Here is a 22996-nt window from a genome sequence, read left to right as displayed (position 1 = left end):
AGTCGCGTTGCGTAGTCGCAGGGCAGGAGCCCGGAGACCGCTGCAATGGGGTGGCCTTCTCTTTGGTTACTTTCTCTTGGCCACGCAAGAGAAAGTGACTCGCTCGCCTGAGGCGAGTGAAAAAAGGCAGGGATGCCGCGCGACGAAGGAGCGTGCTTTAAAAGAGCAAAGTCACTGGACCCCTGCCTGTGCAGGGGCGACGAGCGTGAGCTGAAGCCTCCGACCGTTGAAGAATTTTGATCAGGAGAAAGACCTCAGGCAGTCGCCGCCAGATGCACGCCGGCCACGGCACGCCCGGACGGATCCGCAGCCTTGGCGAAGGCCGGATCCCATTCGATCGCTGCCGCTGACGAACACGCAATCGACTTGCCACCCGGAACTGTCTCTGCGCAGGCGTTGCCGGGGAAATGCTGCTCGAAAATTTTGCGATAGAAATAAGCTTCCTTGGTCGCCGGTGGGTTGAGCGGAAAGCGATTTGCCGCTGCAGCAAACTCGCGATCACTGACCTGGGATTCGGCGTGCGCCTTGAGCCCGTCAATCCAGCCGTAGCCAACGCCATCGCTGAACTGCTCCTTTTGTCGCCACAGGATCGATTCAGGCAAGGCACCCACAAACGCCTCGCGCAGGACCGCTTTTTCCATACGACCCTTGCCGGTCATCTTGAACTTTGCATCCATGCTCATGGCTACATCGAGGAATTCGAGATCGAGAAACGGTACGCGGGCCTCGACGCCCCAGGCCATCATCGACTTGTTCGCTCGCGCGCAATCATAGATATGCAAGGCATCAATTTTGCGCACGGTTTCGGCATGAAACTCCCTCGCATTCGGTGCCTTGTGGAAATACAGGTAGCCACCGAAGATTTCATCCGAGCCTTCACCGGACAGCACCATCTTCACACCCATGGCCTTGATCCGGCGCGCCAGCAGATACATCGGCGTTGACGCCCTGATTGTCGTCACGTCATGGGTTTCAACATGCCGGATCACCTCAGGCAAGGCATCGAGTCCTTCCTCGAAGCTGTACTGGAAGCCGTGATGCACAGTGCCCAGTGATTCGGCAGCGATTTCGGCCGCGGCCAGATCGGGCGAGCCTTCGAGTCCAATCGCAAACGAGTGCAGGCGAGGCCACCAGGCTTCGGAAGAATCGTCTTCTTCGACGCGGCGGCGCGCGAACTGCGCCGCACACGCAGCAACCAGCGACGAATCAAGGCCGCCGGAAAGCAGCACGCCATAAGGAACATCAGTCATCAACTGGCGATGTACCGCAGCCTCGAATGCGCTACGCAGGGTTTCCGGCGACACTTCGACGCCTTCGGTCGCTGCATAATCGCGCCAGGGCTTTTCGTAATAACGGACCAACTCGCCCGTTGAACTATCGAATACATGCCCGGGCGGAAAGGCCGCGACATCGGCGCAGATTCCAACCAGCGCCTTCATCTCCGAGGCCACACAGACGCGGCCTTCGCGATCATGTCCCCAATACAGCGGGCAGACACCGATCGGGTCGCGGGCGATCAGGTAGCGCCCGGCGGCGCGATCCCAAAGGGCGAAGGCAAAGATGCCATTGAGTCGATTGACGCTTTGCGCGCCGTGCTCGCGATACAGCGCGTTGATGACTTCGCAGTCCGACCCGGTCTGCATCTCGTAGGCTTGGGCGAGGCCCTGTTCGAGCTGACGATGGTTGTAGATCTCACCATTCACTGCAAGCACCAGAGTTCCATCCGCGGAGCGGATTGGCTGCGCGCCTCCGGCCGGGTCAACAATGGCCAAACGTTCATGAACAAGGATGGCTCCCTCATCGACATGCACGCCGCTCCAATCCGGACCGCGATGACGCTGGCGTTGCGACAACTCCAGGGCGAGGCGGCGCAGACCGGTAAGGTCGTCACCTGCCTGCAAACCAAAAATCGCGAATATCGAGCACATGGTGATGAGTCCCTGAATGTTGCAAAGCCTGTAAATAAAAAAGCCCGCTCAGTGGCGGGCCTTCTGCGTGTGTATGGTGTGTAACCCTCAGTGCACGCCAGCCCCGAATGTCGAGCACGCATTATTATTTCGACCGTTGGCGAAACCGGCGGCGGCGTAGAGCATCGGGTTGATGGTTGCGATGAGCATGAGCAACACTAGACCAGAACAAACCGATCAAGGCAAGAATTTGTTTTCATGGCAATCCTTGCATCTGAAACCATCATGGTGGTTATTCGTCTTGCTCGCCATCTGCAGCATGGCGCGAGCCCAGGATCAACGTATTCATCGATGCATCGGCGAGAATGGTGAACCGACCTTCAGCGACCAGAAATGCAGCGCGCTGAAAGCATCACCCGCGCCTGCCATGCCGGCGGCAACACCCGACCAGACTGGCAATCAGCACGATCCACTGACGCGATACGCGGTGCCGCCGACCACCCAGACCTGCGCGATCTCGGCGGAAGACTTGCGCAATCGTGTCGTCGCCGCGTTTGCCACGGCCAATGGCGTCAGTTTGTCCGGCCTGTTCCTCTGGGAAGGTTTTGGCCAGGTTTCGGCCATCGCCGCGCTGCGCGATCTGGCCAGATTGATTGGCGAACCATTGATCTCGGTCGATGTTGAATCAACCCTGCAGTTTCGCGAACGTGATCGATATCGTGACCGCAACGATCGCTACGCCGGCGACGAACTGCATGAGCTGGTGATCCGTACGGTCGGTGAGCAGGATCGAAACGTACCGTACGAGTCTGTCCGGCGCTATGACATGCGCGAACAATCCGGCTGCTGGTGGTTGCTGATGCAATAGCCCGAATCGGGCGGCGCGGTTATCATGGATGGCTCACCACCAAGGAATCCGATCATGGCTGCGAGCTATCCCGAGTTCATCTGGCAGAACGGCAAGATCAAGCCCTGGGCCGAAGCGACCGTGCATGTCATGGCCCACGCACTGCATTACGGGTCTTCGGTTTTTGAAGGAATCCGCAGCTACGAGACTCCAAACGGCCCGGCAATCTTTCGCCTCGATGATCACCTCAAGCGCCTGTATCTGTCGGCGAAAATCTACGACATCGTCATTCCCTACACGATCGATGAACTCGCCGCCGCGTGCCGTGAGGTCATCCTCAAGAATGGTCTGACCAAAGCCTATCTGCGTCCGATCGCGTTTCGCGGACTCGGTGGTTTCGGCCTTTCCGCGGATACGCCGACGGATGTCGCCGTGGCGACCTGGGAAATGGGCCCCTATCTCGGCCCAGGCGTGCTCGAAGCCGGTATCGATGCCTGTGTGTCGAGCTGGAACCGGATGGCGCCGAACACGATTCCGACCGGCGCCAAGGCCGGCGGCAATTATCTCTCCGGCCAGTTGATTGCGCGCGAGGCACGTCGACTCGGCTTTGGTGAAGGTATCGCCCTAGCCTCGACCGGTCTGCTCAGTGAAGGCGCCGGCGAAAATCTGTTCCTGGTCTTTGACGGCCAGTTGCACACCACCCCGGCCAGCGCCGCAATTCTCAACGGCATTACCCGGCATACCCTGATTACGCTTGCCCGTGACAATGGCATTGAGGTGATCGAGCGTGACATGCCGCGCGAATACCTCTATCTCGCCGACGAAATCCTCATGTGCGGCACCGCCGCCGAAGTCACGCCGATTCGATCAATCGACGGCAAGAAGATTGGTGAAGGCAAGGCCGGACCGATCACGCGCAAGCTTCAGGATCTGTTCTTCGGCCTGTTCACCGGCAAGACCAAGGATCAGTGGGACTGGCTCGATCCGGTCAACTGATCGGGCAACCGCTGCATAGCAGTCAACCGGCAACCGGAAGCTCTCCGAATCAGGGCCGATAGTCGAAATGCAAGGTGGCCACGGCGCCACCTTGCGGACGCGGCGCCAGAGTGACGTTCCAGCCATAGAGCTCACACAAGCGACGCACGATGGCCAGGCCGAGGCCTGCGCCCTTGACCAGATTGGTACCGCGCTCGCCACGCTCGAACAGTCGTTCCGCATCTTCGGCGGCGATGCCCGGACCGGTATCTTCGACGGCAACGCGTCCGTGCCCGACGATAATTGTCACTTCACCTTGCTGGGTGTATTTGAACGCATTGCTGATCAGGTTGGTCAGGGCCACTGCAACCACCGATGATGGCGCAATCGTCATCAGAGGGTGCTCAACTTTTAGATGCACCTCGACCGGCTTGTTGCCCAGATGCGGGCGGCTGATGTCGATGACCTGCTCGGCGACCCTGGCGACATCGGTGGTCTCGCCATCCGTGGGCGCCTGGCGTTCGCTGCGTGACAGCAGCAGCAAGGCATCGGTGAGTTCGGTGGATTGCTTGACCGCACGCTCGATCCGGCGCAATCGCTCCTGAACCTTTTCCGGCAGGTTTGGCTGACCCATCAGCAGTTCTGTTGTTGTCGCAATGACCGCCAGTGGCGTGCGCAGTTCATGACTGACATCGGCATTGAACTCGCGATCGCGTTCGACCAGATGAGTCAGTCGTGCAGAATAATCATCAAGCGCAAGCGCCAGCTCTCCGACTTCGTCATTGGCGAAGCGCGGCGCCATCGGCGAGTAATTTCCGGACTTTTTCAGTTCACGCAATCGACTGGCCAGTTCGGTGACCGGACTCATCACGCGCGAGGACAGCCACAGGCCCATGAGTAGCGACAGCAAGGCAAAGACCAGCACTGCGATGATCAAGACGATGAGCAACTGACGCTCGGTCAGCTTCTGCGAATTCTGATCGAATCGAAGATACGCCCAGTAGTCATTGTCTTTGTAGACTGCCAGCTTGTAGGCACGCTTTTGTCCCGAGGCATCCAGATCTTCAATGTCATAAACCCCGGATTCGTATTTCTGCCAGGCAAACGGGACGGTTGCCGTACGTCCGGCGCGCACAATCTGCGCTTCGAACAACGACATGCTCCAACGCGCATCCGGTTGCGGGAATTCACGCTTGAAATCGACGAAGTGGTTGAGTTCCCGGGTCAGCGTGTCGTTGATGAGCTGACCTTCCATGCGCACGCGCAGGTAGATCGTCGCCGCCGCAAACATGGCGGTCAGGCCAAGTCCGAACAATGCAAACGAAATGATGATCCGGCTACGGAGCCTACGCCGGTACTGCATCCGGATCGACCATCACGTAGCCGATTCCATGACGCGTCATGATCAGCTGCTTGTCAAAGGGCTTGTCGATGGCAGCACGCAATCCATGGATATGCACGCGCAATGAATCGCTGTCGGGCAGTTCTTCGCCCCAGACGCGGGTTTCCAGCTCCTGTCGGGTTGCCACGGACGGCGCCTTGTCCATCAATGCCTGCAACAACTTCAATCCGATCGGATTGAGCTGAATCGATTTTCCGGCACGGGTGACGATCAGGGTGTCGAGGTTGTAGGTGAGATCGGCGAGCTTCAGGATCCGGCTCTTGACGCCCTTGCCGCGACGACTCAGTACTTCGAGACGGACCGCCAACTCCTGCAAGGCGAACGGCTTGACCATGTAGTCGTCAGCGCCGGATTCGAATCCGATCAGCTTTTGCTCCAGGGCATCTCGTGCGGTCAGCATCAGTACCGGCGTCTGACGCTTGGCTTCCTCACGCAACTTGCGGCAGACCTCCAGACCGTCCATGCCGGGCAGGCTCAGATCGAGCACGATGACGTCGAATTCATTGACCACGGCCAGGTGCAGACCGGTGACGCCGTCTCCGGCGAAATCAACCACGTGTCCGCGATCAGCAAGAAAATCGCCGATATTGGCAGCGATATCGCTGTTGTCTTCGATAACGAGTATGCGCATGGCGGGTAGCTTAACGCGGAACACCGACCAGGAATGCACGGGATCGGTATTCGGCCAGTTGTGAGAGAAGGTTTGCGTCGGACGGCAGCGCAATAAAATGGCCCAAGGAGGCGGCTTTGGGGGAACGCACCTCGCTTGGGCCAAAAGCTACTGCCCCGATTACCGTAACCTGCTTGTCACCATGCCAAAAACCTTAGGAGTGTCGAGCAGAACCTACAGCAAGGGTGAATATAGAGATCAATGGCTTAAATCGAGGTTAAGCCACTCTGATACTTCCGTTAAGCAGCCTGGGCGTCAGAAATCGTCGAGCTGCGATTGCTCTATTGCTGGTCAAAGTGTCTTCCGATTGGCCCTCTGGCCTAGCAGCGCCTCGCTGCGCCAGTCGGCACGGCCCTTTTGCCCGCAGCAGCCGCTTCGATGTAGCCAATGATTTCTGCGGCGATATTCATGCCGCTGGCCTGCTCGATACCTTCGAGACCTGGTGAAGCGTTGACCTCAAGCACCAGCGGTCCGCGACGCGAGCGCAGCAGATCGACGCCGGCGATGCCCAGCCCCATGGTCGCCGCCGCGCGAATCGCCACGTCGACTTCCTGTTCTGTCAGTTGCACCGAAGATGCGGTACCACCCCGATGCAGATTGGCGCGAAAGTCACCTTCCGGCGCCTGACGATGCATGGCCGCCGCGACCCGATTGCCGATGACAAAACAACGCAAATCACCTCCACCGGCTTCACCAATGAATTCCTGGACAACAAAATTGGCGTAAAGGCCCCGAAATGCCTCGATCATGCCCTGTGAGGCAGAACGCTTCTCGGCAAGCAGCACGCCCTGTCCCTGCGCGCCTTCGTTGAGCTTGATCACGTGCGGCGGATCTCCAAGCATTTCCAGAAGATCGACGGTGTCATCGGGATAGTCCCCAAACACCGTCATCGGCAAATCAATGCCATCACCTGCCAGCATTTGCAGGGAACGCAACTTGTCACGCGCACGCAAAACCGCATCGGATCCGTTCGGCGTGTACACGCCCATCATTTCGAACTGGCGCAATACCGCCGTGCCGTAAAAAGTCACCGAGGAACCGATCCGCGGCATCACCGCATCGAATTCCTTCAACGCATGGCCCTTGTACCGCATCTCGAATCCAGCCTGCGAAATGCGCATGTAGCAACGCAGCGGATCGAGAACACGCACTCGATGGCCACGACTGCGGCCAGCCTCAACCAGGCGTCGTGTTGAATAGAGCGAGGAATTGCGCGAGAGGATGGCGATCTTCATGGCGAATACTGACTCGATCGTAGCGAAACAACGGGCTGCGACCGGATCCGCAACACGGATGGAGGATCGGAGTGGAGCGGGTGAAGGGAATCGAACCCTCGTCAGTTGCTTGGGAAGCAACAGCTCTACCATTGAGCTACACCCGCATTGCCGACAGATTATCCGCCATCCCGGGCAGGCGGCAAGCACGAGGCAGGACATCGCAAAAGGTTGTAACACTCGATCAGCGTTGCCTTTGCGTTCAGCAGCGATGCGGTCTGATAAACGTGCGCGCTCCTGTCTTTATCCCAGCGCGTGTCCGCAGAGGAGATGCACCATGTTCAATCGTCAATTTCACCGCCGTTCCGTCTGGCTGGTTCCAATCTTGCTGTTGCTCGGCGTGGCTGGCCAGGCCTTGGCGGACCCGCCGAGCCGCGTCGCGCGTCTGAGCTATCTCAGTGGTGACGTCAGCATGCAACCGGCTGGTATCGAGCAATGGTCACAAGCGCATCTCAATCGTCCGTTGATCACGGGCGACACGCTTTACACGGATCGCGCCTCGCGCGTCGAAATGGAAATCGGCGCGGCAACTGTCCGTCTTGATGAGCGCACTTCGTTCCGCTTGCTCAATCTCGATGATGCAACGGCGCAGATCGAACTCACTGCCGGCACCCTCAATCTCAATGTCCGCCGTGTATTCGAGGGCCAGATCTACGAAATCGATACACCCACGCTGGCCCTGGTCATCGACCGCCCCGGCCAGTATCGGGTCGATATCGCGCCACAGGGCGATTCAACGATGGTCTCGGTCGTCGACGGCGATGGTGATGTCTATGGTCGCGACAACGCCAGCTTCCGCGTTCGTGCCGGAGAGTCCTATGTTTTCTTCGATTCGCTACTGCAGGATTACAAGGTCTTTGACCTGCCGCGACAGGATGATTTCGATCGCTGGTGCTACGAACGGGTCGAACGTTACGAGCGCTCGCCGTCGCGTCGCTATGTGTCAGAAGAAATCATCGGCTATGCCGACCTCGACGACTACGGAAGCTGGAGTACCGCATCAAGCTACGGCGCAATCTGGTATCCATCACGCGTGAGTGTCGGCTGGACGCCGTACCGCGATGGTCACTGGTCATGGATTGATCCGTGGGGCTGGACCTGGGTCGACAATGCACCGTGGGGCTTCGCACCGTCGCATTACGGACGTTGGGCTCACGTCAACAACCGCTGGGGCTGGGTCCCTGGTCCGCGTCATGTGCGCCCGATCTATGCACCGGCTCTGGTCGCCTTTGTCGGCGGCGGCGGTTTCAGCGTGAGCATTTCGAGTGGCGGCCCGGTCGGCTGGTTTCCGCTCGGCCCACGTGATGTCTACGTGCCGTGGTATCGCGGTTCGCGCAGCTACTTCAACAACATCAATGTGCGCAACACCACGATCATCAACAACACTTACATCAACAATGTCTACAACGACTACTCGAATGGCCGGCCGGTATCCAATTTCGACTACGCCTATCGCAACAACCGCAATGCGTACACGGCTGTGTCACATGACGCCTTCGTCAATGCGCGCACGGTCAACCGGTCCCAGGTCCAGGTCACCCAGGCTCTGCTGAGCCAGGGACGCGTGGTCAGCCGCGTTGCGGTGGCGCCGACCGCGCGCAGCTTTGTCGGCGCGGGTGCTGCACAGAGCAATGCCCGCAACGTCAATGCCGCGACGTTCAATCGTCAAGTGATCGCGCGCACGGCTCCGCCGGTCCGCAATCTCGATGCACAGGAACGCATCCGTGCCATCTCGCGCAACAATAACCAGCCGCTGGCGGTGGCCGAAATGCGTCAGCTCTCGACACGTGAGTCTCGATCAAGCAACAGCCGACCGCAGCGAATCGAGGTCGTGGGTGGCGATCGACCGTCCGCGACAAGAACACCCACGCGCAGCCCGGTCGATGCCGGCTCACGTGTACGTGGTCAGCAAACGCCCGCATCATCCGGCAGGGATGCGAACGTTCGACCCAGAACAGGCGCTGATTCACGGATCGAACGTGGCCGTAGCGAGACCACGCCAACCACAATTCGCGCACCGCGCTCGATTTCCTCAGAACGCGCGACACCGACGACCCGAGCGCCACAACCGGCGGTTCGATCCGATTCGTCGCGCGGCAATGTCACGCCACGACGGTCGGTCGATTCGGAGCCGACGCGCGGCATCCCGTTGCCGGAACGACGCAGTTCACCGACGGTGCGCTCAAGTCCTGCCGAGAGTGCCGAATCCGGACGGCGTACAAGCACGCCTGCAACGCAGCGCGCATACCCGCAATCGAGGCCGGAAGTCCGCTCAACGGAGCCTCGCACCAGGCCGCCCGCACAAGCACGTGAGGTACAGCCCCGCGTGGCACCGCAGCCGACTCAACGTAGTGCGCAACCACGCCCCACCCCACGGTCGCAATACACACCTGAGCCTCGCTCCGCACAGCCCCGCGCTACACCACAACCGAACGTGCGTGAGGCACAACCGCGAATGGCACCGCGACCAACCCAACGCGATGTACAGCCGCGCAACGCACCACGCCAGCAACCCTCTCAGCCGGCGCAACGCCCACCCGCGAGAAGCCAGCCGAAACAGGCGCCGCCCAAGCAATCCCGCGATGATGCCGAAGACGATGGCAATCAGCGCAGGCGTCGTGAATAAACGCGTACGGGCAGCATCCAGTATTGCCTGATCCAACTGGACGACGCCGCATTTATTGCGGCGTCGTCAATTTCACGGCAGCTCGCTGCTGACCGGATCATCGACAGCGATGAAGCGTTCGCGCCAGGACTTTGTCCGTCGCAGCGAGAATTCGATTGGGCGAGTACCGATGCCTGGCGCTTTGCAGGACCATCGTGATGCAAGGGGGCGGAACGCGATGGAGATTTGGATTGCTCAATCGGATTCGCAACCCTGCCGAGCAAAGTCCGACAGGCTGTTAGAATGGCGCAATGAAAATCACTTTGAACGGCGAATCGCACGAAGTTGCCGACGAGCTGCGCCTGGATGCGCTGCTGGAATCCAGCGGCTATGCCAACAAGCGCGTGGCGGTCGAAATCAATCGGCAAATCGTTCCACGCAGTCGCTACAGCGAACACCAGCTCAAACCCGATGACCGCATCGAGATTGTCCACGCGATTGGCGGTGGCTGACTCTCTTTCCATCAACCCATTCCTGACGTTCCAGAAATCCGACTGACAGCTGAAGAATTCAATGACTCACACTGACACCGACATGCTCGTGATCGCGGGCCGCCCCTATCAATCGCGGCTGCTTACCGGTACGGGAAAATTCAAGGACCTGGAGGAAACCCGCAAGGCGACCGAGGCAGCAGGTTCGAAAATTGTCACCGTCGCGATCCGGCGCACCAACATCGGCCAGGATCCGGAGCAACCCAACCTCCTCGATGTGTTGCCACCCGAACGCTATACGATCCTGCCGAACACCGCCGGTTGCTACACCGCTGATGATGCCGTACGCACGCTTCAGCTCGCCCGTGAACTGCTCGATGGCCACAAGCTGGTCAAGCTCGAAGTCCTCGGTGATCAGAAGACCTTGTTTCCCGACGTCGTGCAGACTCTTGAAGCCGCCGAGCGGCTGGTTGCTGACGGCTTTGATGTCATGGTTTACACCAGTGATGATCCATTGCTGGCTCGTCGCCTCGAACAGATAGGCTGCGTCGCAATCATGCCGCTGGCCGCGCCGATCGGATCCGGCCTCGGCATCCAGAATCGCTACAACCTGCTTGAGATCGTCGAGAATGCCAAAGTCCCGGTGCTGGTCGATGCTGGCGTCGGCACCGCTTCCGATGCGGCGATCGCCATGGAACTCGGCTGTGACGGCGTCTTGATGAACACCGCAATTGCCGGCGCGCGAGACCCGATATTGATGGCCCATGCGATGAAGCTCGCAATCCAGGCCGGACGTGCCGCGTTTCGTGCAGGCCGAATTCCGCGCAAGCGCTACGCCTCGGCATCAAGCCCGATCGACGGCACGATCGGCTGAGCCAATGACCGACCCCCGTCACGCCGAACGCCAGCCTGAAGACACCATTGAACCTCGTCGTGTGCGCAGCTTCGTTCTGCGCCAGGGACGCATCACACCGGCCCAGTCACAGGCATTTGATGCGCACTGGTCGCGATTCGGTCTCGACCACTCCGATCAGGTACTTGATCTCGACGCAATCTTTCCGCGCCAGGCACCGGTAGTCCTCGAAATCGGCTTCGGCAATGGTGAACAACTGTTGCACGCAAGCGTCCACGAACCGGAACGCAATTTCATCGGCATCGAAGTTCACCGTCCCGGCGTCGGACGCCTGATGAATGGGCTCGCCGATGCCGGTGTCGACAACATCCGACTCAGCAATCACGACGCCGTCGAAGTCATCGAGAACCAGCTCGGACCGTCATCACTGGATGAAGTCCGCATCTACTTCCCCGATCCGTGGCCGAAGAAGCGCCACCACAAGCGGCGCCTGATACAGACGGAATTCGTCGAACTGCTGGCCTCCCGCGTACGCCAGGGCGGACTGCTGCATCTGGCCACCGATTGGGCCGAGTACGCCGAACACATGCTTGAAGTTGTCGATTCCTCACCAAACTGGCGAAACCAGGCGGGACTCGGGGCATACTCCGATACGCCGACGTGGCGCATCAATACGCATTTTGAAAAACGTGGCGTGCGTCTGGGTCACGGCGTGTGGGATCTGATTTACCAGCGCACCTGAAACTTCGATCAGCAAGACGCCCTGAACACAACGGACCGATAGAACTCCCAATGGACACGAGCCTGATCCTGACCACCGACATGGCCCTCGTGCTGGGCCTGCTGGTGTTCACCGTGGTCATGCTGATTCTCGAATGGGTGCGTGGCGATCTGGTCGCCCTGCTGGTCATTGTCGTTATCGGCGTAACCCGGCTGATGCCAGTCGAACAGCTGTTCGATGGCTTCGCCGGCAACGCCGTGATGTCGCTGATTGCGGTGATGATCATGGGCGCCGGACTTGATCGCACCGGCCTGCTCGGCAAGGCCGCCAACTTCATCCTGAGAATGGCTGGCGGTGCCGAAACGCGGGTTTCGCATCTGGTCAATGCGATGGTCGGCAGCATGTCGGCGATCATGCAGAGTCAGGCATTGGCGACCTTGTTCCTGCCAGTGGTCAGCCGTCTCAGTTCACGTACCGGCATTCCGATCAAGCGCCTGCTGCTGCCGATGGCTTGTTGCATCCTCGCTGGCACCAACATCACGATGATCTCGAACTCGCCGTTGATTCTGCTCAACGACCTCGTCGCCAGTGCCAACCGAAACCTGCCGCCGGGTGCGCAGAGCATCGAGCCATTCCCCTTGTTTGCAATTGCTCCGATCGGAATCCCTTTGCTGATTGTCGGCCTCGCCTACTTCGCCTTCCTGACTCCGCGCCTGTGGCCCAGCGACGAGGAGAAACAGAAAGTGACCCCGGGCCGAACCGAAACCTACTTCGCCGAAATGTACGGAATTGATGGCGAGGTCATGGAATTGACCGTCACCGCGGAAAGCCCGATGGTCGGCATGAGCGTGGTCGAGGCCGAACGTCTGCATGGCGCCCCGTTGATCCTTGCTCTGAAGACCGGCAACGAGGCCCGACTTGCGCCTCCCGGCGACCAGATGATCTGGGTCGGCAGCATCCTCGGAGTGCTTGGCAAACGCGAAGAGATCAGCACCTTCGCCAACAACCAGCTCTGCAAGATGCAATCGCGCTTGCGCAATTTCGGCGACATGTTCAATCCGACTCGCGCGGGCATCTCCGAGGCCGTGATCGCGCCCAACTCACGCTGGATCAAACAATTGGTTGGCGACCTGCGTCTGCGCAAGCGTTTCGGTATCAGCGTGCTCGCGGTGACCCGTGGCGACCAGGTGTTTCGCGAAGATGTGCGTGAAGTCAGCCTGCGCCCTGGCGACACCCTGGTTGTGCACAGCTTGTGGCGTGACCTGACCCTGGCCGCCGAATCACGCGATTTCGTCGTCGTCACCGACTTTCCCCAGGAAGAGCAGCGACCGAGCAAGATCTGGCACGCCGTGTTCTTCTTCGGCCTGGCCATGTGCCTGGGCCTGTTCACCGAACTCAAGCTGGCCGTTGCGATGCTTGTCGGAGCCGTCGGCATGCTTTTGGCCGGCGTGCTCAGCATGGATGAGGCCTACAACGCGATCAACTGGAAGACGATCTTCATTCTCGCCTGCCTGATTCCTCTCGGTGGTGCGATGGACTCGACAGGTACAGCAGCCTGGATCGCCCAGGAAGTCATGGTCTATCTTGGCGACTTGCCGCAATGGGTGATCCAGGCCTTCATCGCGATTCTTGCCCTCGGCTTCTCGCAGGTGATATCGAACGTCGGCGCTGCGGTGATGATGGTGCCAATGGCAATCAATATCGCCCTGGCTTCGGGCGGCAACCCTGCTGCATATGCACTGATTGTCGCCATCTCGACATCGAACACGTTCCTGTTGCCGAGTGCCAATCCGGTGCTGCTCGTCGTCGCCGGCCCCGGCGGCTACCGTACCCGCGACTTTCTCCGCGTCGGATTGCCGCTAACCGTCCTGATCCTGGTTACGATGTTGATTTCGGTGAACCTGGTTTTTGGATGGTGAGGCGTGAGCGATGAGCGATGAGCGATGAGCGATGAGCGATGAGCGATGAGCGATGAGCGAAAAGAGCATCGCCACTTTCAGTAGCCGGTCAACACCTATCTCCATTTGTTCACGAAATTGGCAAACTTCCTTGACTGCCTTTCCCGCTAACTGCTCGCCCCCCGCCCTACTCCTAATTCGCTCCGCCAGTCAGCACAATCACATGTGCTGACGTCGCTTGACTGGCATCCGTGCGCAACGCGACGCTGGCTTCAGGACCCGTGCGGCAAATATGCGAACCGGTCAAGGGCTGGCAAACTTCCCCGACATCTCCGAACTCGCTGGCCAATAGCTGCGCCTGAAGCAAGGCGGCCTTGTCCGCCTTGGCTCTCACCGCGTGAAAGCCACGACCAGGTCGACAGATGTGCGAGCCAATGGGTGGCGTACACGGGCCATCCATATCGGTCTTGGCGACATAGGATTTGCTGACGAATTCGAAGCTCTGGCGGTATTTCTTGTCCTGGCGATTCATCACGCTTTGCGGATCGAACTTCCATAGCTGCAAGGCATTGCGCGCGGCGGCTGCAAATGCGCCGGTTGCATTTCCATCGACGAGGCGAATATTGCGGACATTGCCGCGATCATCTATCGAGAATTCGAAGTCAACCTTGGAATGCAACGACCCGAACCCGCTGTCGGGATAGTCGGGCGAGATCTTGCGGACAAGCCTTGGCGCCGGTTCTGTCGACTCGACACGAGCGACGGATGCCAGCGTCAGCGGCGCCGAAACAAGCGGCATGTCGGCGATTTCCAGCGCGCCGTTCCCTGCGCTCGCCACATCGGCAACCGGAGGAGCGGGAACCGATGCCACCGCAATCGAATCGACTGAGCCGGATCGCTTGTCAACAACGCCAACGGCGGCAACTCGCGGCTCGGCATTCGTTTCGGGCGGCACAGCAGGCAGGGGCACATCGGCAATGGTCAGCGCCGGCATCGGAACTGAAACTTGTGGTGGATCGAGCACCGGCTTGTCCGCCACGGTTTCAACCTGGGCCAGCGTATTGCTGTCGGTGCTCGCATCCTCGCTACCGGATTGAGTGACGAACAACACCGCCGGAATCACGATGCTGCAACTCGCGGCGATCAGCCAGATACCAAGCAATGAACGCCGATGATGCTTCCCTGGTGTTTTCGAACCGACAATTCTGCGCACGCGATCAAGCAGCATGCCGCCAGAAGCGGCGACCGCAAGTTGTGGCGTGAACTGGCGGACATCTTCCAGTGCAGCCAGCGTCCGCGCATATTCCCTTGGCTCGCTGTCAGTAAGCCGAAGCACCAGATTGTCGCAGCAGACTTCGCGCTCGTGACGCACTTCACGGGAAATCCAGTGCACCACCGGGTGATAAAACAGCAGGGTTTCGATCACCGCCTGGCCAAGATTGACCAGATGATCGTAGCGACGCAGATGACCCAGTTCGTGGGCCAGAATCAATTCAAGTTGCTGGCGTGGAAAACCGATGACCACGGCAGCAGGGAGCAGGATGACCGGCTTGAACCAGCCAATCAGCGTCGGTGTATCGATGCTTGCGGAAACCAGCACACGCACCCCGGGCAACGAGCCGAAACGCTGCGCCACGCCGATCAGCATTTCCTCGATTTCAACCTGACGCCAGGCCAGGCGTGCAGCGATTCGCTCAAGCGCACGCCATTGGTACAGCGCACGCCAGATCATCAATGCGACACCCGACAGCCAACCTGCAACGAGCATGGGCAGCCAGCCATCGAAGCCGGTCGATGTCCCGGTAAACAGCACTGAAGAGGCCTCCATCGACGTCGCGACGACGACATCACCCAGTGGCGTGGATTCCGCCGCCATTGGCGAAACCAGCACGAAGAAGGTCAGTAGCGGGCAAACCACCAGGACCAGCAACGCGATCAAACCGATCAGATAGCGTGCGGAACTGCGTTCCTTTGGCAGCAACGCGCGCACCACGGCGAACAGCATGCCGACCACGGCGCCTTGCCAGAGGAAATGAATCAAGCTCCAGCCCAGCGCCTGAATCCACGGCATCTCGGCAATCATCGGATTCATGATGATTTCTCCGAATCGATGCTGTCGAGCAAGGCGCGAATTTCGTCGAGCTCTTCGCGGCTTGCATTCGGCTGACCACCGAGCGCCTGCAGGACGAGTTGCGAAGGCGAACCATCAAACACGCGCTGGACAATATCGGCGAGGAAACGCTTCTGGGTGACTTCCTTGTCGATCGCCGCACGGTAGACATGCGCGCGCTGCGAATCATTGCGTTCGACCAGGCCCTTGGCATGCATGATTTGCAGCATCTTCAGCGAGGTCGTGTAACCGGTACCGTCATCGCGGTAGTGCGCCTCATGCAACTCGCGCACGGTCATCTCGCCGCGATCCCACAGCACGTTGAGGATGCCGAGCTCGGCTTCAGTAGGTTTCGGGGTCTGCGTGCGATTCATGAGTAGTCCGGGCCAGGTGGTTGCGACGAGGCTGATTGCGCCAGGATCCGCCGCGTTCAGCAAGCGAACATTGCGAGACTAGAGGCTCGCCCCCGACGTGTCAACGACGCCTGTCGTACATCTGCCCCGGCGGACGCTCAGGCCGAGAAGACCTGACCATCGACGACTCGCACCGGGACACGCAAAAGTCCGCTGTTGCATGGCCCGGATACACGCTCTCCGGTTTTGATCGTGAACGTCGCGCCGTGCGCAGCGCAAATGATGCGTCCGTCCTTGGTCAGGAACTTGCCGGGCACGTAATCCAGATTGCGGCCCTGATGCGGGCACTCGTTGTGGTAGCCGAAAACCTCGTCACCCTCACGCATGAGGATGATCTCGAAACCGCCGGTCGACGATTCGATACGCACGGAAATGGCTCCGAAATCGGGGATATCATCGACTTGGCAGAGCGCACGGGATTCGTTCATGTGATCCTTCGACACTTGTTCGGCTGGCTTTCAACCCCAAGAATACCTGTCCTGAGCCGCAGTCCCCAGCGGCCTTGCTGCATTGGCGACAATCCGAGGAGAGGTTGATGTTCGTTTTTCAGTCCAGTCTGCGCCCGCGCAACCCGCTGGTTCGCCTGATCGGCGGCATCCTTGGCTTGTTCGTGGTTGTCGGTCTGATTGCCCTGGGTTTTTTCGCCTTCATCGCCTTGTTCATCGGCGGCGCGATCTGGTACGTCATTCATATTTTTCGCGCAAAGCGTCAGCGCCGGCCGCAACCGAAAGCGGCAAAGGCCGAAGATGGCGTGATTGACGGCGAGTTCACCGTGGTCGGCGATAGCGACCGCCGGCTTCGCATCGATCAGCCCAAAGAGCGCGGCGAACACCGACGCTGAACTGGTCCCATGTTTTGCCGTGACCGTGGTACCGGCGGGTTGTGCAGAAAGCGCCGACGCTGAAGCAGCTTTCCAACACCTGTTTCCACCTCATCAGCCACCGTGCCGGAAGCAACGGGAGTCGGAAGCCTCGGGAGTCGGGAGTCGGGAGTCGGGAGTCGGGAGTCGGGAGTCGGGGAACAATATGCCTGCACTTCGCACTTTGCCGCTTACCGCTTACCGCTTACCGCTCACCGCTTTTCCACTCCCCACTCCCCACTCCCGCTCTTCCAATCAAGACTCCCGCAAAGCCGTCGTCACCGGCAACCGTGCAGCGCGCACTGCCGGAAGCATTCCACCGATGAATCCGATTGCCAGTGCCCACTTCACGCCAGTCCACAGCAAGGCCGGTGAAACCGAAAACTGGAACACGACCTGACTGAAGTTCGAGCCAAGCGTCGAGACCGAGTAGTTGTTGAAAATCAGCCAGGCGATGAAAGCTCCGAGCAGCCCGCCGAGCAAGGCCAGCAGCATCGTTTCTAGCATGACCGAGACGATCACCGGCGGCGAGCGAAAGCCGATCGCGCGCAGCGTGGCGATTTCGCGGGCACGTGTGGCGACGGCGGCATACATTGAATTGAGCGCGCCGAAGATCGCGCCGATCGCCATGATTGTGGCGATGACGATGCCGACCACGCGGATCACCTTGGTCAGGCCTTCCGATTGTGCGGTGTAGTAATCGAGCGTGCTCTTGGCCTCGACCTTGAGCCGTGGATTGCTGGCCAGCGCGGCCTTGAAGGTATCCAGGGCCTCGGGCGAAGTCAGACGCACGGTGACCGACTGGAAACCCTGACGACGATAGGCCGCCGATACGGTATCGACATCGCCTTCAAGTTCGGACTCATGGGCATCGCCCGATTCGAAGACACCAACGATCGTCCATTGCTGGTTGTTGAGGTTGATCGTCGAGCCCGGATCGAGTCCGGCGAATTGTTGACGAGCGCCCTTGCCGACGATCATCTCGCGCAGACCGGGGGTGAACTTGCGGCCTTCGATGATCTTCATGTTCGGGCGCAGGGCCCACATCTGCGGGCCGACACCACGGATCTCGACATTGGCATCGGTGCCGGTCGACTTTTTCGGCAAATTGGCAACCACGACAAGCTCCGACGAGGTGATCGGCTTGCCCTCGGCATCACGCAGGATGCCAGCCGATTGCGTAATCAGGGTCGAGTCTTCACGCGAGATACCCGAACTCAATTCCGCGGTTGCGCCGCCGCGCAGGACAATCGCGGTTTCGGTATCGCCGGTACTCTTGAGCGTCTCCTGCAAGCCATTGCCCATTGCCAGCAAGGCAACCAGCACGCCGACCACACCGGCGATGCCGACAATGATCACCGACGAGGCGCCGAGGCGCTGACCCAGCGTCGACACACCGACCCAGGTCACCGAAGCGGCTTGGCGACCGACCTGGGTAAAAGCCATCCACAAGGCCAGAACGAACAAAAGCACGAGCAGCCCTTGCCAGGGCATCAGCACCCACATTGCCACCGAAGCGAGAATGATCAGGAACATGCCCAGACCGGAAAGAAACGATTTCAATTTTTTCATGTCCGGGTTCCTCAGCGACCAGCCAGTGCATCAACGATATTCAGGCGCATTGCACGCAAGGCCGGCAACAGGCCAACCAGCACTCCGATCCCGATCATCATCAGCAACCCGGTAACCCAGGTGCCGGCAACGACCGGCGGCAATTGCAGCATGCCGCCGCTGGCCGAACTGATCACCGGCAGCAGGATCGATGCCAGCCCGAGACCGAGCACGCCACCGATGACGACAAGCAAAATCGCTTCGCCGAACACCAGGCCCAGTACGGTCTTGTCGGAAAAGCCCATGGTCTTCAGGGTTGCCAACTCGGGGATGCGCTCACGCACGGCCTGAGCCATCGTGTTGCCGGTCAGCAGCAGCAAGGTGAAGAACACCGCACCCATGATTGCACTGACGATCAAACCGATATCGCCAAGTTGTTTGGCGAAGGAAAGATTGAAGGCTTGTTCGGTCTGGGTCTTGGTTTCATGATCTGAATTGGCCGAAATTGCATCAATTGCCTTGGCGACCTGATCAGATTTGTTCGGGTCGGCGACCTGGATGACCAACCAGCCGACCTCGTGCTGACCGTAGCTGTTGGCCTCGTCGAAATAGTCCCAGCGGAAGAACAACTGCTGCTCCATGCCGCGCAACTTCTCGTCCTTGACGTGAAACATGCCGACCAGATCGAAGGTCCAGTTGGTGTCGCCGGTGGCCTTGTTCGGATAGATCGCGCCACTGATCGGGATCTTGTCGCCGATCTTCCAGCCCCAGCGCTTGGCCAGCGCCTCGCCGACCAGGGCTCCGGTGCGGGTCGACTCGAATGCCTTGAGCTGATCCGGCGGCACGATCATTTCGGGATAGACCTCGAACTGTCTCGGCGAGATCGCGATATTGACCATCTGGTTCTTGCGATCCTGGTAGTAGCCGCCAAACCAGTTCGACCAGGTCACATTCTTGACTCCCGGCACGGCTTCGACCCGCGCAATCAAACTCTGTGGCAAGCCCTGGATGATCGAATACTTGGAGCTGACCACCATGCGATCGACACCGGCCGCATCACTGCCCGAATTGAATGCGACGCGTACCGCATCGAGCAGGCCAAACAGCAGAAAGGCGGCAAGCACCGACAACAGGGTCAGCGTGGTCCGCGTCTTGCGCCGAAACAGGGCGGCCCAGATCAGATGGAAATATTTCATTGTTCTGTCCTCCGCCTCAAGCGGCCGTTTGCTCGACCAGGGTGCCCTTGTCCAGGTGCAAGGTGTGGGTCGCGTACTCGGCGGCCTTCGGATCATGGGTGACCATGATGATGGTCTTGCCGTGCTCGCGATTGAGCAGTTGCAGCAGGCCGAGCACTTCCTCTGCCGACTGGCGGTCGAGATCGCCGGTCGGCTCATCGCAAACCAGCAAGGTCGGATCCGAAACGATCGCGCGCGCGATGGCGACACGCTGCTGCTGGCCGCCGGAGAGTTCATTCGGCTTGTGACTGGCTCGATCAGACAGGCCAACCAGTTGCAGGGCGATCGAGGCATTGCGCTTGCGTTCGGCAGCCGAAAGCCTGGTCAGCAGCAACGGAACTTCGACGTTCTTCTGTGCCGACAGCATCGGCAGCAGGTTGTAGAACTGAAAGATGAATCCGACATTGGCCGCGCGCCATTTGGCCAGCGAGCCACTGCCGAGATTGTCGATGCGCTGACCGCCAACGCTGACCGATCCGCCAGTGGTCGAATCCAGGCCACCGATCAGATTGAGCAGGGTCGTCTTGCCCGAGCCCGAAGGCCCCATCAGGGCAAGAAAGTCGCCCTTCTCGATATCCAGGTTGATGTGGTGCAGGACTTCGACTTTCTGCTTGCCACGCTCGTAGGTTTTGCTGGCATCACGAATTTCGACAATGTTGGCCATGTGCTTCTCCTGATTATCTGGAACGCTGCTGGATCGACCGGCGGCACGACGCGGGCCGATCCAGCGGTCTGTTCGATCTGGTGCTTCTCAGCACCCTATTTCTTCAACTCGATACGCGATCCATCCTGCATCTCGGCAGGTGGTTCACGGACAACCCGTGTCGACGCGGCAATGCCCTCGACGAGGCGCAGCTCGCCCATGTTCTGGCCAGGCCGCACCGGTGTCTTCGTTACGCGGTTCTCGTCGATGACGAAAACAACACTCTTGCCATCGCGCTGGACTATGGCCGAACCCGGCAGCAGCACGCCTTTCGGAGGCTCGGCATTCGCCGGTCTGGCCGACTTCTCTTCCATGAATGAGACGCGCGCGCCCATGTCCGGCAGGATGCGCGGATCCTTCTGCTCAAGGCCGACGCGAACCTTGACCGTCGCCTTGCCGCGATCCGCAGTCGGAATGATGGCAATGACCCTGGCCGGGATGGTCCAGTCCTGGTAAGCATCGAGTACTGCTTCGGCGGGCGCGTTCGGCTCAACCCGATTGATATAGGACTCGTTGACGTCGACCTCGATTTCCAGCGAGTCCATGTCGACGATGGTGCCGACGCCGGTTCGGGTAAAGCCACCGCCAGCAGACAGCGGCGAAACGATCTCACCGACCTGGGCGGCCTTGGCGATGACCACGCCGGAAAACGGTGCACGTACCGTCGTGTAATCGAGTTGCACCTGGGCACTGCGTGCCTGAGCTGTGGCCAGATCGACGCTGCGTTGCTGCGCAATCAGTTGCGCATTCAAGGAATCCACATTGGTTTGCGCCGTTTCGACGGCCTGTTTCGAGACCAGCTTGCGGCCGACCATATCCTGCTGGCGAACCAGATCGCGGCGTGCCTGCTCGAGTCGTGCCTTGAATTCGCCGACCAGGGCACGCGACTGGGCGACTTGCGCCTTGGCCTGGGCCAGCGTTGCTTGTTGCGCGGTGTCTTCGAGGCGCGCCAGCACCTGGCCGGCTTCGACATGCTCACCTTCCTCGATCAACACCTCGGATAGCGTGCCGGTGATCTGCGCGGAAACCGTGGCCTGTCGGCGTGCGGTGACATAGCCGGTGGCCTGCAAGACAGCGGTCGATGTTGAGCCATCCGCCGACGGCGCAATCGCGGCGACTGCTGAAACCTCAAAACTTTGCTGCGATGACATCCACCACCAGATGCCACCACCGCCAGCCAGCAGCACAACGAGAATCAGCGCGATGATCCATGGCGCGCGCGAAGGCGGCTCGACGCGATTGCGGTCGATGCGTAGTTGATTGAGCAATTCGCCCTGATTCTCCATTCTTGCTTTCCCGGCCTCACAAAGGGGCGCTGAGTCTGCCACAGACTGCGCCTGTCGCCGATTACCGACAACACACCGCGATCATGGTTTTCGGGTGACGTTTGTCACTTCGCATTGGCGCCAACATCCAGTCCGAGACTCGACAGGTGCGCCTTGGAAACCACAAAATCCTGGCGCCCGCCCCTACCTTGCAAGGATCCTGCACGATGACCTATGCCATTGCGCCCCATGCCATTCCTTCGGTTCCCGTGGCCGGAACCGACATGCGCTTTCCTCTCCACCGTATCTACTGCATCGGTCGCAATTATGCCGATCATGCGAAGGAAATGGGCGCGGAAATCGATCGCAAGCAACCGATCTTCTTCAACAAGCCTGCCGATGCCGTTGTCATCGGCAACAGCGATGTGGCCTATCCGTCGGCAACCAACGATTTGCATCACGAGGTCGAAATGGTCGTCGCACTCGCCACCGGTGGCCGTGACATCGCCGTCGAGCACGCACTGGAGCATGTCTATGCCTACGGCGTCGGCCTCGATCTGACCCGACGCGACCTGCAAGCGGCAGCGAAGAGCAAGGGCAATCCCTGGGATAGCGCCAAGGGCTTCGACCAATCCGCACCCGTTTCCAATCTGCATCGCGCCAGCGAGATTGGCCACCCGCAGAATTGCATCATCTCCCTGCACGTCAATGGCGAACCGCGTCAAAGCAGCAATATCAAGACAATGATTTTCAGCGTCGCTGAAATCATCCATGAGCTATCCAAGCTCTACAACCTGCAACCTGGCGACCTGATCTTCACCGGCACACCGGCAGGCGTCGCAGCGCTGGTGAAAGGCGACAGATTTCAGGCAGAGCTGGAAGGTGTGGCTGTGTTGGAGGGGAGGATTGTTTGAGGCAACCAGAGCCGCGGCGTTAGGGATTCATGACTTCGATGGCTCTTGTTCCTGTACCGCTTCGATCGCAGAGCGCCGAAATGGCTTCATGACTTCGATGGCTTTACTTCGTAATCGCTTCTAAAGCAAAGCCGCGAAATGGCTTCATGACTTCGATGGCTTTTAAGGCAACGCTGATCAAGTGGCCCAACCGTCATGGCATTCAGAAGGTTCGCCGGTCGTGCTGCGTGGCGAAGTGAAGGCTGGTTGCCTTGACCAGCCGCGCGGTGCGGCTGGCGGACCTTCTGGATGCCACCTGTTTCA

At 59.6% G+C, this 22996-nt stretch carries 20 protein-coding genes and 1 tRNA gene; 9 read left to right on the top strand and 12 right to left on the bottom strand.

Annotated elements, in window-relative coordinates; translation table 11 throughout:
• Positions 1-254 precede the first annotated feature (254 nt).
• Positions 255-1928 carry an asparagine synthase B gene (gene asnB, locus VFN25_RS10225; RefSeq protein WP_325141506.1) on the bottom strand — a complete coding sequence of 558 codons (1674 nt, stop codon included), beginning with the start codon at positions 1926-1928 and terminating at the stop codon, positions 255-257.
• Positions 1929-2115: 187 nt separating this feature from the next.
• Here asnB and VFN25_RS10220 point away from each other — a divergent pair, with 187 nt between their 5' ends.
• Together VFN25_RS10220 and VFN25_RS10215 are read left to right on the top strand one after the other, a co-directional pair.
• The gene (locus VFN25_RS10220; RefSeq protein WP_325141504.1) at positions 2116-2775 is read left to right on the top strand and encodes a hypothetical protein; all 660 of its coding nucleotides are present in this window, start codon (positions 2116-2118) and stop codon (positions 2773-2775) included.
• 54 nt (positions 2776-2829) lie between these two features.
• Complete coding sequence (locus VFN25_RS10215; RefSeq protein ID WP_325141502.1) at positions 2830-3750, top strand: branched-chain amino acid transaminase; 921 nt, start codon at positions 2830-2832, stop codon at positions 3748-3750.
• Positions 3751-3799: 49 nt separating this feature from the next.
• On the opposite strand, the gene VFN25_RS10210 is transcribed toward VFN25_RS10215, so the two are convergent.
• The 4 genes from VFN25_RS10210 to VFN25_RS10195 all read right to left on the bottom strand — a co-directional run bounded on the left by VFN25_RS10210 (position 3800) and on the right by VFN25_RS10195 (position 7182).
• Complete coding sequence (locus VFN25_RS10210; RefSeq protein ID WP_325141500.1) at positions 3800-5044, bottom strand: HAMP domain-containing sensor histidine kinase; 1245 nt, start codon at positions 5042-5044, stop codon at positions 3800-3802.
• Between the two features lie 31 nt (positions 5045-5075).
• Positions 5076-5762, bottom strand: a complete 687-nt coding sequence (locus tag VFN25_RS10205) for a response regulator transcription factor (RefSeq protein WP_325141498.1) — start codon at positions 5760-5762, stop codon at positions 5076-5078.
• Positions 5763-6121: 359 nt separating this feature from the next.
• Positions 6122-7036, bottom strand: coding sequence for a 30S ribosomal protein S6--L-glutamate ligase (gene rimK, locus VFN25_RS10200; protein ID WP_325141496.1), 915 nt, complete (start codon positions 7034-7036; stop codon positions 6122-6124).
• A gap of 72 nt (positions 7037-7108) precedes the next feature.
• Positions 7109-7182: transfer RNA gene (locus VFN25_RS10195), tRNA-Gly, on the bottom strand.
• A gap of 170 nt (positions 7183-7352) precedes the next feature.
• Between VFN25_RS10195 and VFN25_RS10190 the strand changes: the two genes are divergently transcribed.
• From VFN25_RS10190 to VFN25_RS10170, 5 genes are all read left to right on the top strand, one after another.
• Positions 7353-9701 (top strand): DUF6600 domain-containing protein, encoded by a 2349-nt coding sequence (locus VFN25_RS10190; protein WP_325141494.1) that lies wholly within the window; start codon positions 7353-7355, stop codon positions 9699-9701.
• 290 nt (positions 9702-9991) lie between these two features.
• Positions 9992-10192, top strand: a complete 201-nt coding sequence (gene thiS / locus VFN25_RS10185; protein ID WP_325141492.1) for a sulfur carrier protein ThiS — start codon at positions 9992-9994, stop codon at positions 10190-10192.
• A 61-nt stretch (positions 10193-10253) separates the two neighbouring features.
• Entirely contained in the window at positions 10254-11045 is a 792-nt protein-coding gene (locus tag VFN25_RS10180; protein WP_325141490.1) for a thiazole synthase, read from the top strand.
• A 4-nt stretch (positions 11046-11049) separates the two neighbouring features.
• Positions 11050-11766 (top strand): tRNA (guanosine(46)-N7)-methyltransferase TrmB, encoded by a 717-nt coding sequence (gene trmB / locus VFN25_RS10175; RefSeq protein WP_325141488.1) that lies wholly within the window; start codon positions 11050-11052, stop codon positions 11764-11766.
• Positions 11767-11816: 50 nt separating this feature from the next.
• Positions 11817-13664 carry an SLC13 family permease gene (locus VFN25_RS10170; protein WP_325141486.1) on the top strand — a complete coding sequence of 616 codons (1848 nt, stop codon included), beginning with the start codon at positions 11817-11819 and terminating at the stop codon, positions 13662-13664.
• 172 nt (positions 13665-13836) lie between these two features.
• Here VFN25_RS10170 and VFN25_RS10165 read toward each other — a convergent pair whose 3' ends face one another.
• The 3 genes from VFN25_RS10165 to VFN25_RS10155 all read right to left on the bottom strand — a co-directional run bounded on the left by VFN25_RS10165 (position 13837) and on the right by VFN25_RS10155 (position 16594).
• Entirely contained in the window at positions 13837-15735 is a 1899-nt protein-coding gene (locus tag VFN25_RS10165) for a M56 family metallopeptidase (protein WP_325141483.1), read from the bottom strand.
• Complete coding sequence (locus tag VFN25_RS10160; protein WP_325141481.1) at positions 15732-16127, bottom strand: BlaI/MecI/CopY family transcriptional regulator; 396 nt, start codon at positions 16125-16127, stop codon at positions 15732-15734. The genes VFN25_RS10165 and VFN25_RS10160 overlap by 4 nt, the downstream gene beginning before the upstream one ends.
• A gap of 137 nt (positions 16128-16264) precedes the next feature.
• Complete coding sequence (locus VFN25_RS10155; protein ID WP_325141479.1) at positions 16265-16594, bottom strand: Rieske (2Fe-2S) protein; 330 nt, start codon at positions 16592-16594, stop codon at positions 16265-16267.
• A 107-nt stretch (positions 16595-16701) separates the two neighbouring features.
• On the opposite strand from VFN25_RS10155, the gene VFN25_RS10150 reads away from it, so the two are divergent.
• A complete protein-coding gene (locus VFN25_RS10150) occupies positions 16702-17007 on the top strand; it encodes a hypothetical protein (RefSeq protein ID WP_325141477.1) in 306 nt (101 codons plus the stop codon).
• 273 nt (positions 17008-17280) lie between these two features.
• On the opposite strand, the gene VFN25_RS10145 is transcribed toward VFN25_RS10150, so the two are convergent.
• From VFN25_RS10145 to VFN25_RS10130, 4 genes are all read right to left on the bottom strand, one after another.
• Positions 17281-18597 (bottom strand): ABC transporter permease, encoded by a 1317-nt coding sequence (locus VFN25_RS10145; protein ID WP_325141475.1) that lies wholly within the window; start codon positions 18595-18597, stop codon positions 17281-17283.
• Between the two features lie 11 nt (positions 18598-18608).
• Positions 18609-19772 carry an ABC transporter permease gene (locus tag VFN25_RS10140; RefSeq protein WP_325141474.1) on the bottom strand — a complete coding sequence of 388 codons (1164 nt, stop codon included), beginning with the start codon at positions 19770-19772 and terminating at the stop codon, positions 18609-18611.
• A gap of 16 nt (positions 19773-19788) precedes the next feature.
• Positions 19789-20475 carry an ABC transporter ATP-binding protein gene (locus VFN25_RS10135; protein WP_325141472.1) on the bottom strand — a complete coding sequence of 229 codons (687 nt, stop codon included), beginning with the start codon at positions 20473-20475 and terminating at the stop codon, positions 19789-19791.
• A gap of 95 nt (positions 20476-20570) precedes the next feature.
• Complete coding sequence (locus VFN25_RS10130; protein WP_325141470.1) at positions 20571-21800, bottom strand: efflux RND transporter periplasmic adaptor subunit; 1230 nt, start codon at positions 21798-21800, stop codon at positions 20571-20573.
• A gap of 206 nt (positions 21801-22006) precedes the next feature.
• On the opposite strand from VFN25_RS10130, the gene VFN25_RS10125 reads away from it, so the two are divergent.
• Positions 22007-22693 (top strand): fumarylacetoacetate hydrolase family protein, encoded by a 687-nt coding sequence (locus tag VFN25_RS10125; protein ID WP_325141467.1) that lies wholly within the window; start codon positions 22007-22009, stop codon positions 22691-22693.
• The last annotated feature ends 303 nt before the right edge of the window (positions 22694-22996 follow it).

This window comes from Dokdonella sp. (assembly GCF_035703485.1).
Taxonomy (GTDB): Bacteria; Pseudomonadota; Gammaproteobacteria; order Xanthomonadales; family Rhodanobacteraceae; genus Dokdonella.
This window is presented reverse-complemented; position numbering and strand designations above follow the sequence as displayed.

Coding starts and splice junctions, on each gene's coding strand:
- asnB (WP_325141506.1), bottom strand. CDS start 1,928: ATGTGCTCGATATTCGCGATTTTTGGTTTGCAGGCAGGTGACGACCTT.
- VFN25_RS10190 (WP_325141494.1), top strand. CDS start 7,353: ATGTTCAATCGTCAATTTCACCGCCGTTCCGTCTGGCTGGTTCCAATC.
- VFN25_RS10125 (WP_325141467.1), top strand. CDS start 22,007: ATGACCTATGCCATTGCGCCCCATGCCATTCCTTCGGTTCCCGTGGCC.
- thiS (WP_325141492.1), top strand. CDS start 9,992: ATGAAAATCACTTTGAACGGCGAATCGCACGAAGTTGCCGACGAGCTG.
- VFN25_RS10140 (WP_325141474.1), bottom strand. CDS start 19,772: ATGAAATATTTCCATCTGATCTGGGCCGCCCTGTTTCGGCGCAAGACG.
- VFN25_RS10145 (WP_325141475.1), bottom strand. CDS start 18,597: ATGAAAAAATTGAAATCGTTTCTTTCCGGTCTGGGCATGTTCCTGATC.
- trmB (WP_325141488.1), top strand. CDS start 11,050: ATGACCGACCCCCGTCACGCCGAACGCCAGCCTGAAGACACCATTGAA.
- VFN25_RS10150 (WP_325141477.1), top strand. CDS start 16,702: ATGTTCGTTTTTCAGTCCAGTCTGCGCCCGCGCAACCCGCTGGTTCGC.
- VFN25_RS10220 (WP_325141504.1), top strand. CDS start 2,116: ATGAGCAACACTAGACCAGAACAAACCGATCAAGGCAAGAATTTGTTT.
- VFN25_RS10165 (WP_325141483.1), bottom strand. CDS start 15,735: ATGAATCCGATGATTGCCGAGATGCCGTGGATTCAGGCGCTGGGCTGG.
- VFN25_RS10155 (WP_325141479.1), bottom strand. CDS start 16,594: ATGAACGAATCCCGTGCGCTCTGCCAAGTCGATGATATCCCCGATTTC.
- VFN25_RS10205 (WP_325141498.1), bottom strand. CDS start 5,762: ATGCGCATACTCGTTATCGAAGACAACAGCGATATCGCTGCCAATATC.
- rimK (WP_325141496.1), bottom strand. CDS start 7,036: ATGAAGATCGCCATCCTCTCGCGCAATTCCTCGCTCTATTCAACACGA.
- VFN25_RS10215 (WP_325141502.1), top strand. CDS start 2,830: ATGGCTGCGAGCTATCCCGAGTTCATCTGGCAGAACGGCAAGATCAAG.
- VFN25_RS10135 (WP_325141472.1), bottom strand. CDS start 20,475: ATGGCCAACATTGTCGAAATTCGTGATGCCAGCAAAACCTACGAGCGT.
- VFN25_RS10130 (WP_325141470.1), bottom strand. CDS start 21,800: ATGGAGAATCAGGGCGAATTGCTCAATCAACTACGCATCGACCGCAAT.
- VFN25_RS10160 (WP_325141481.1), bottom strand. CDS start 16,127: ATGAATCGCACGCAGACCCCGAAACCTACTGAAGCCGAGCTCGGCATC.
- VFN25_RS10170 (WP_325141486.1), top strand. CDS start 11,817: ATGGACACGAGCCTGATCCTGACCACCGACATGGCCCTCGTGCTGGGC.
- VFN25_RS10180 (WP_325141490.1), top strand. CDS start 10,254: ATGACTCACACTGACACCGACATGCTCGTGATCGCGGGCCGCCCCTAT.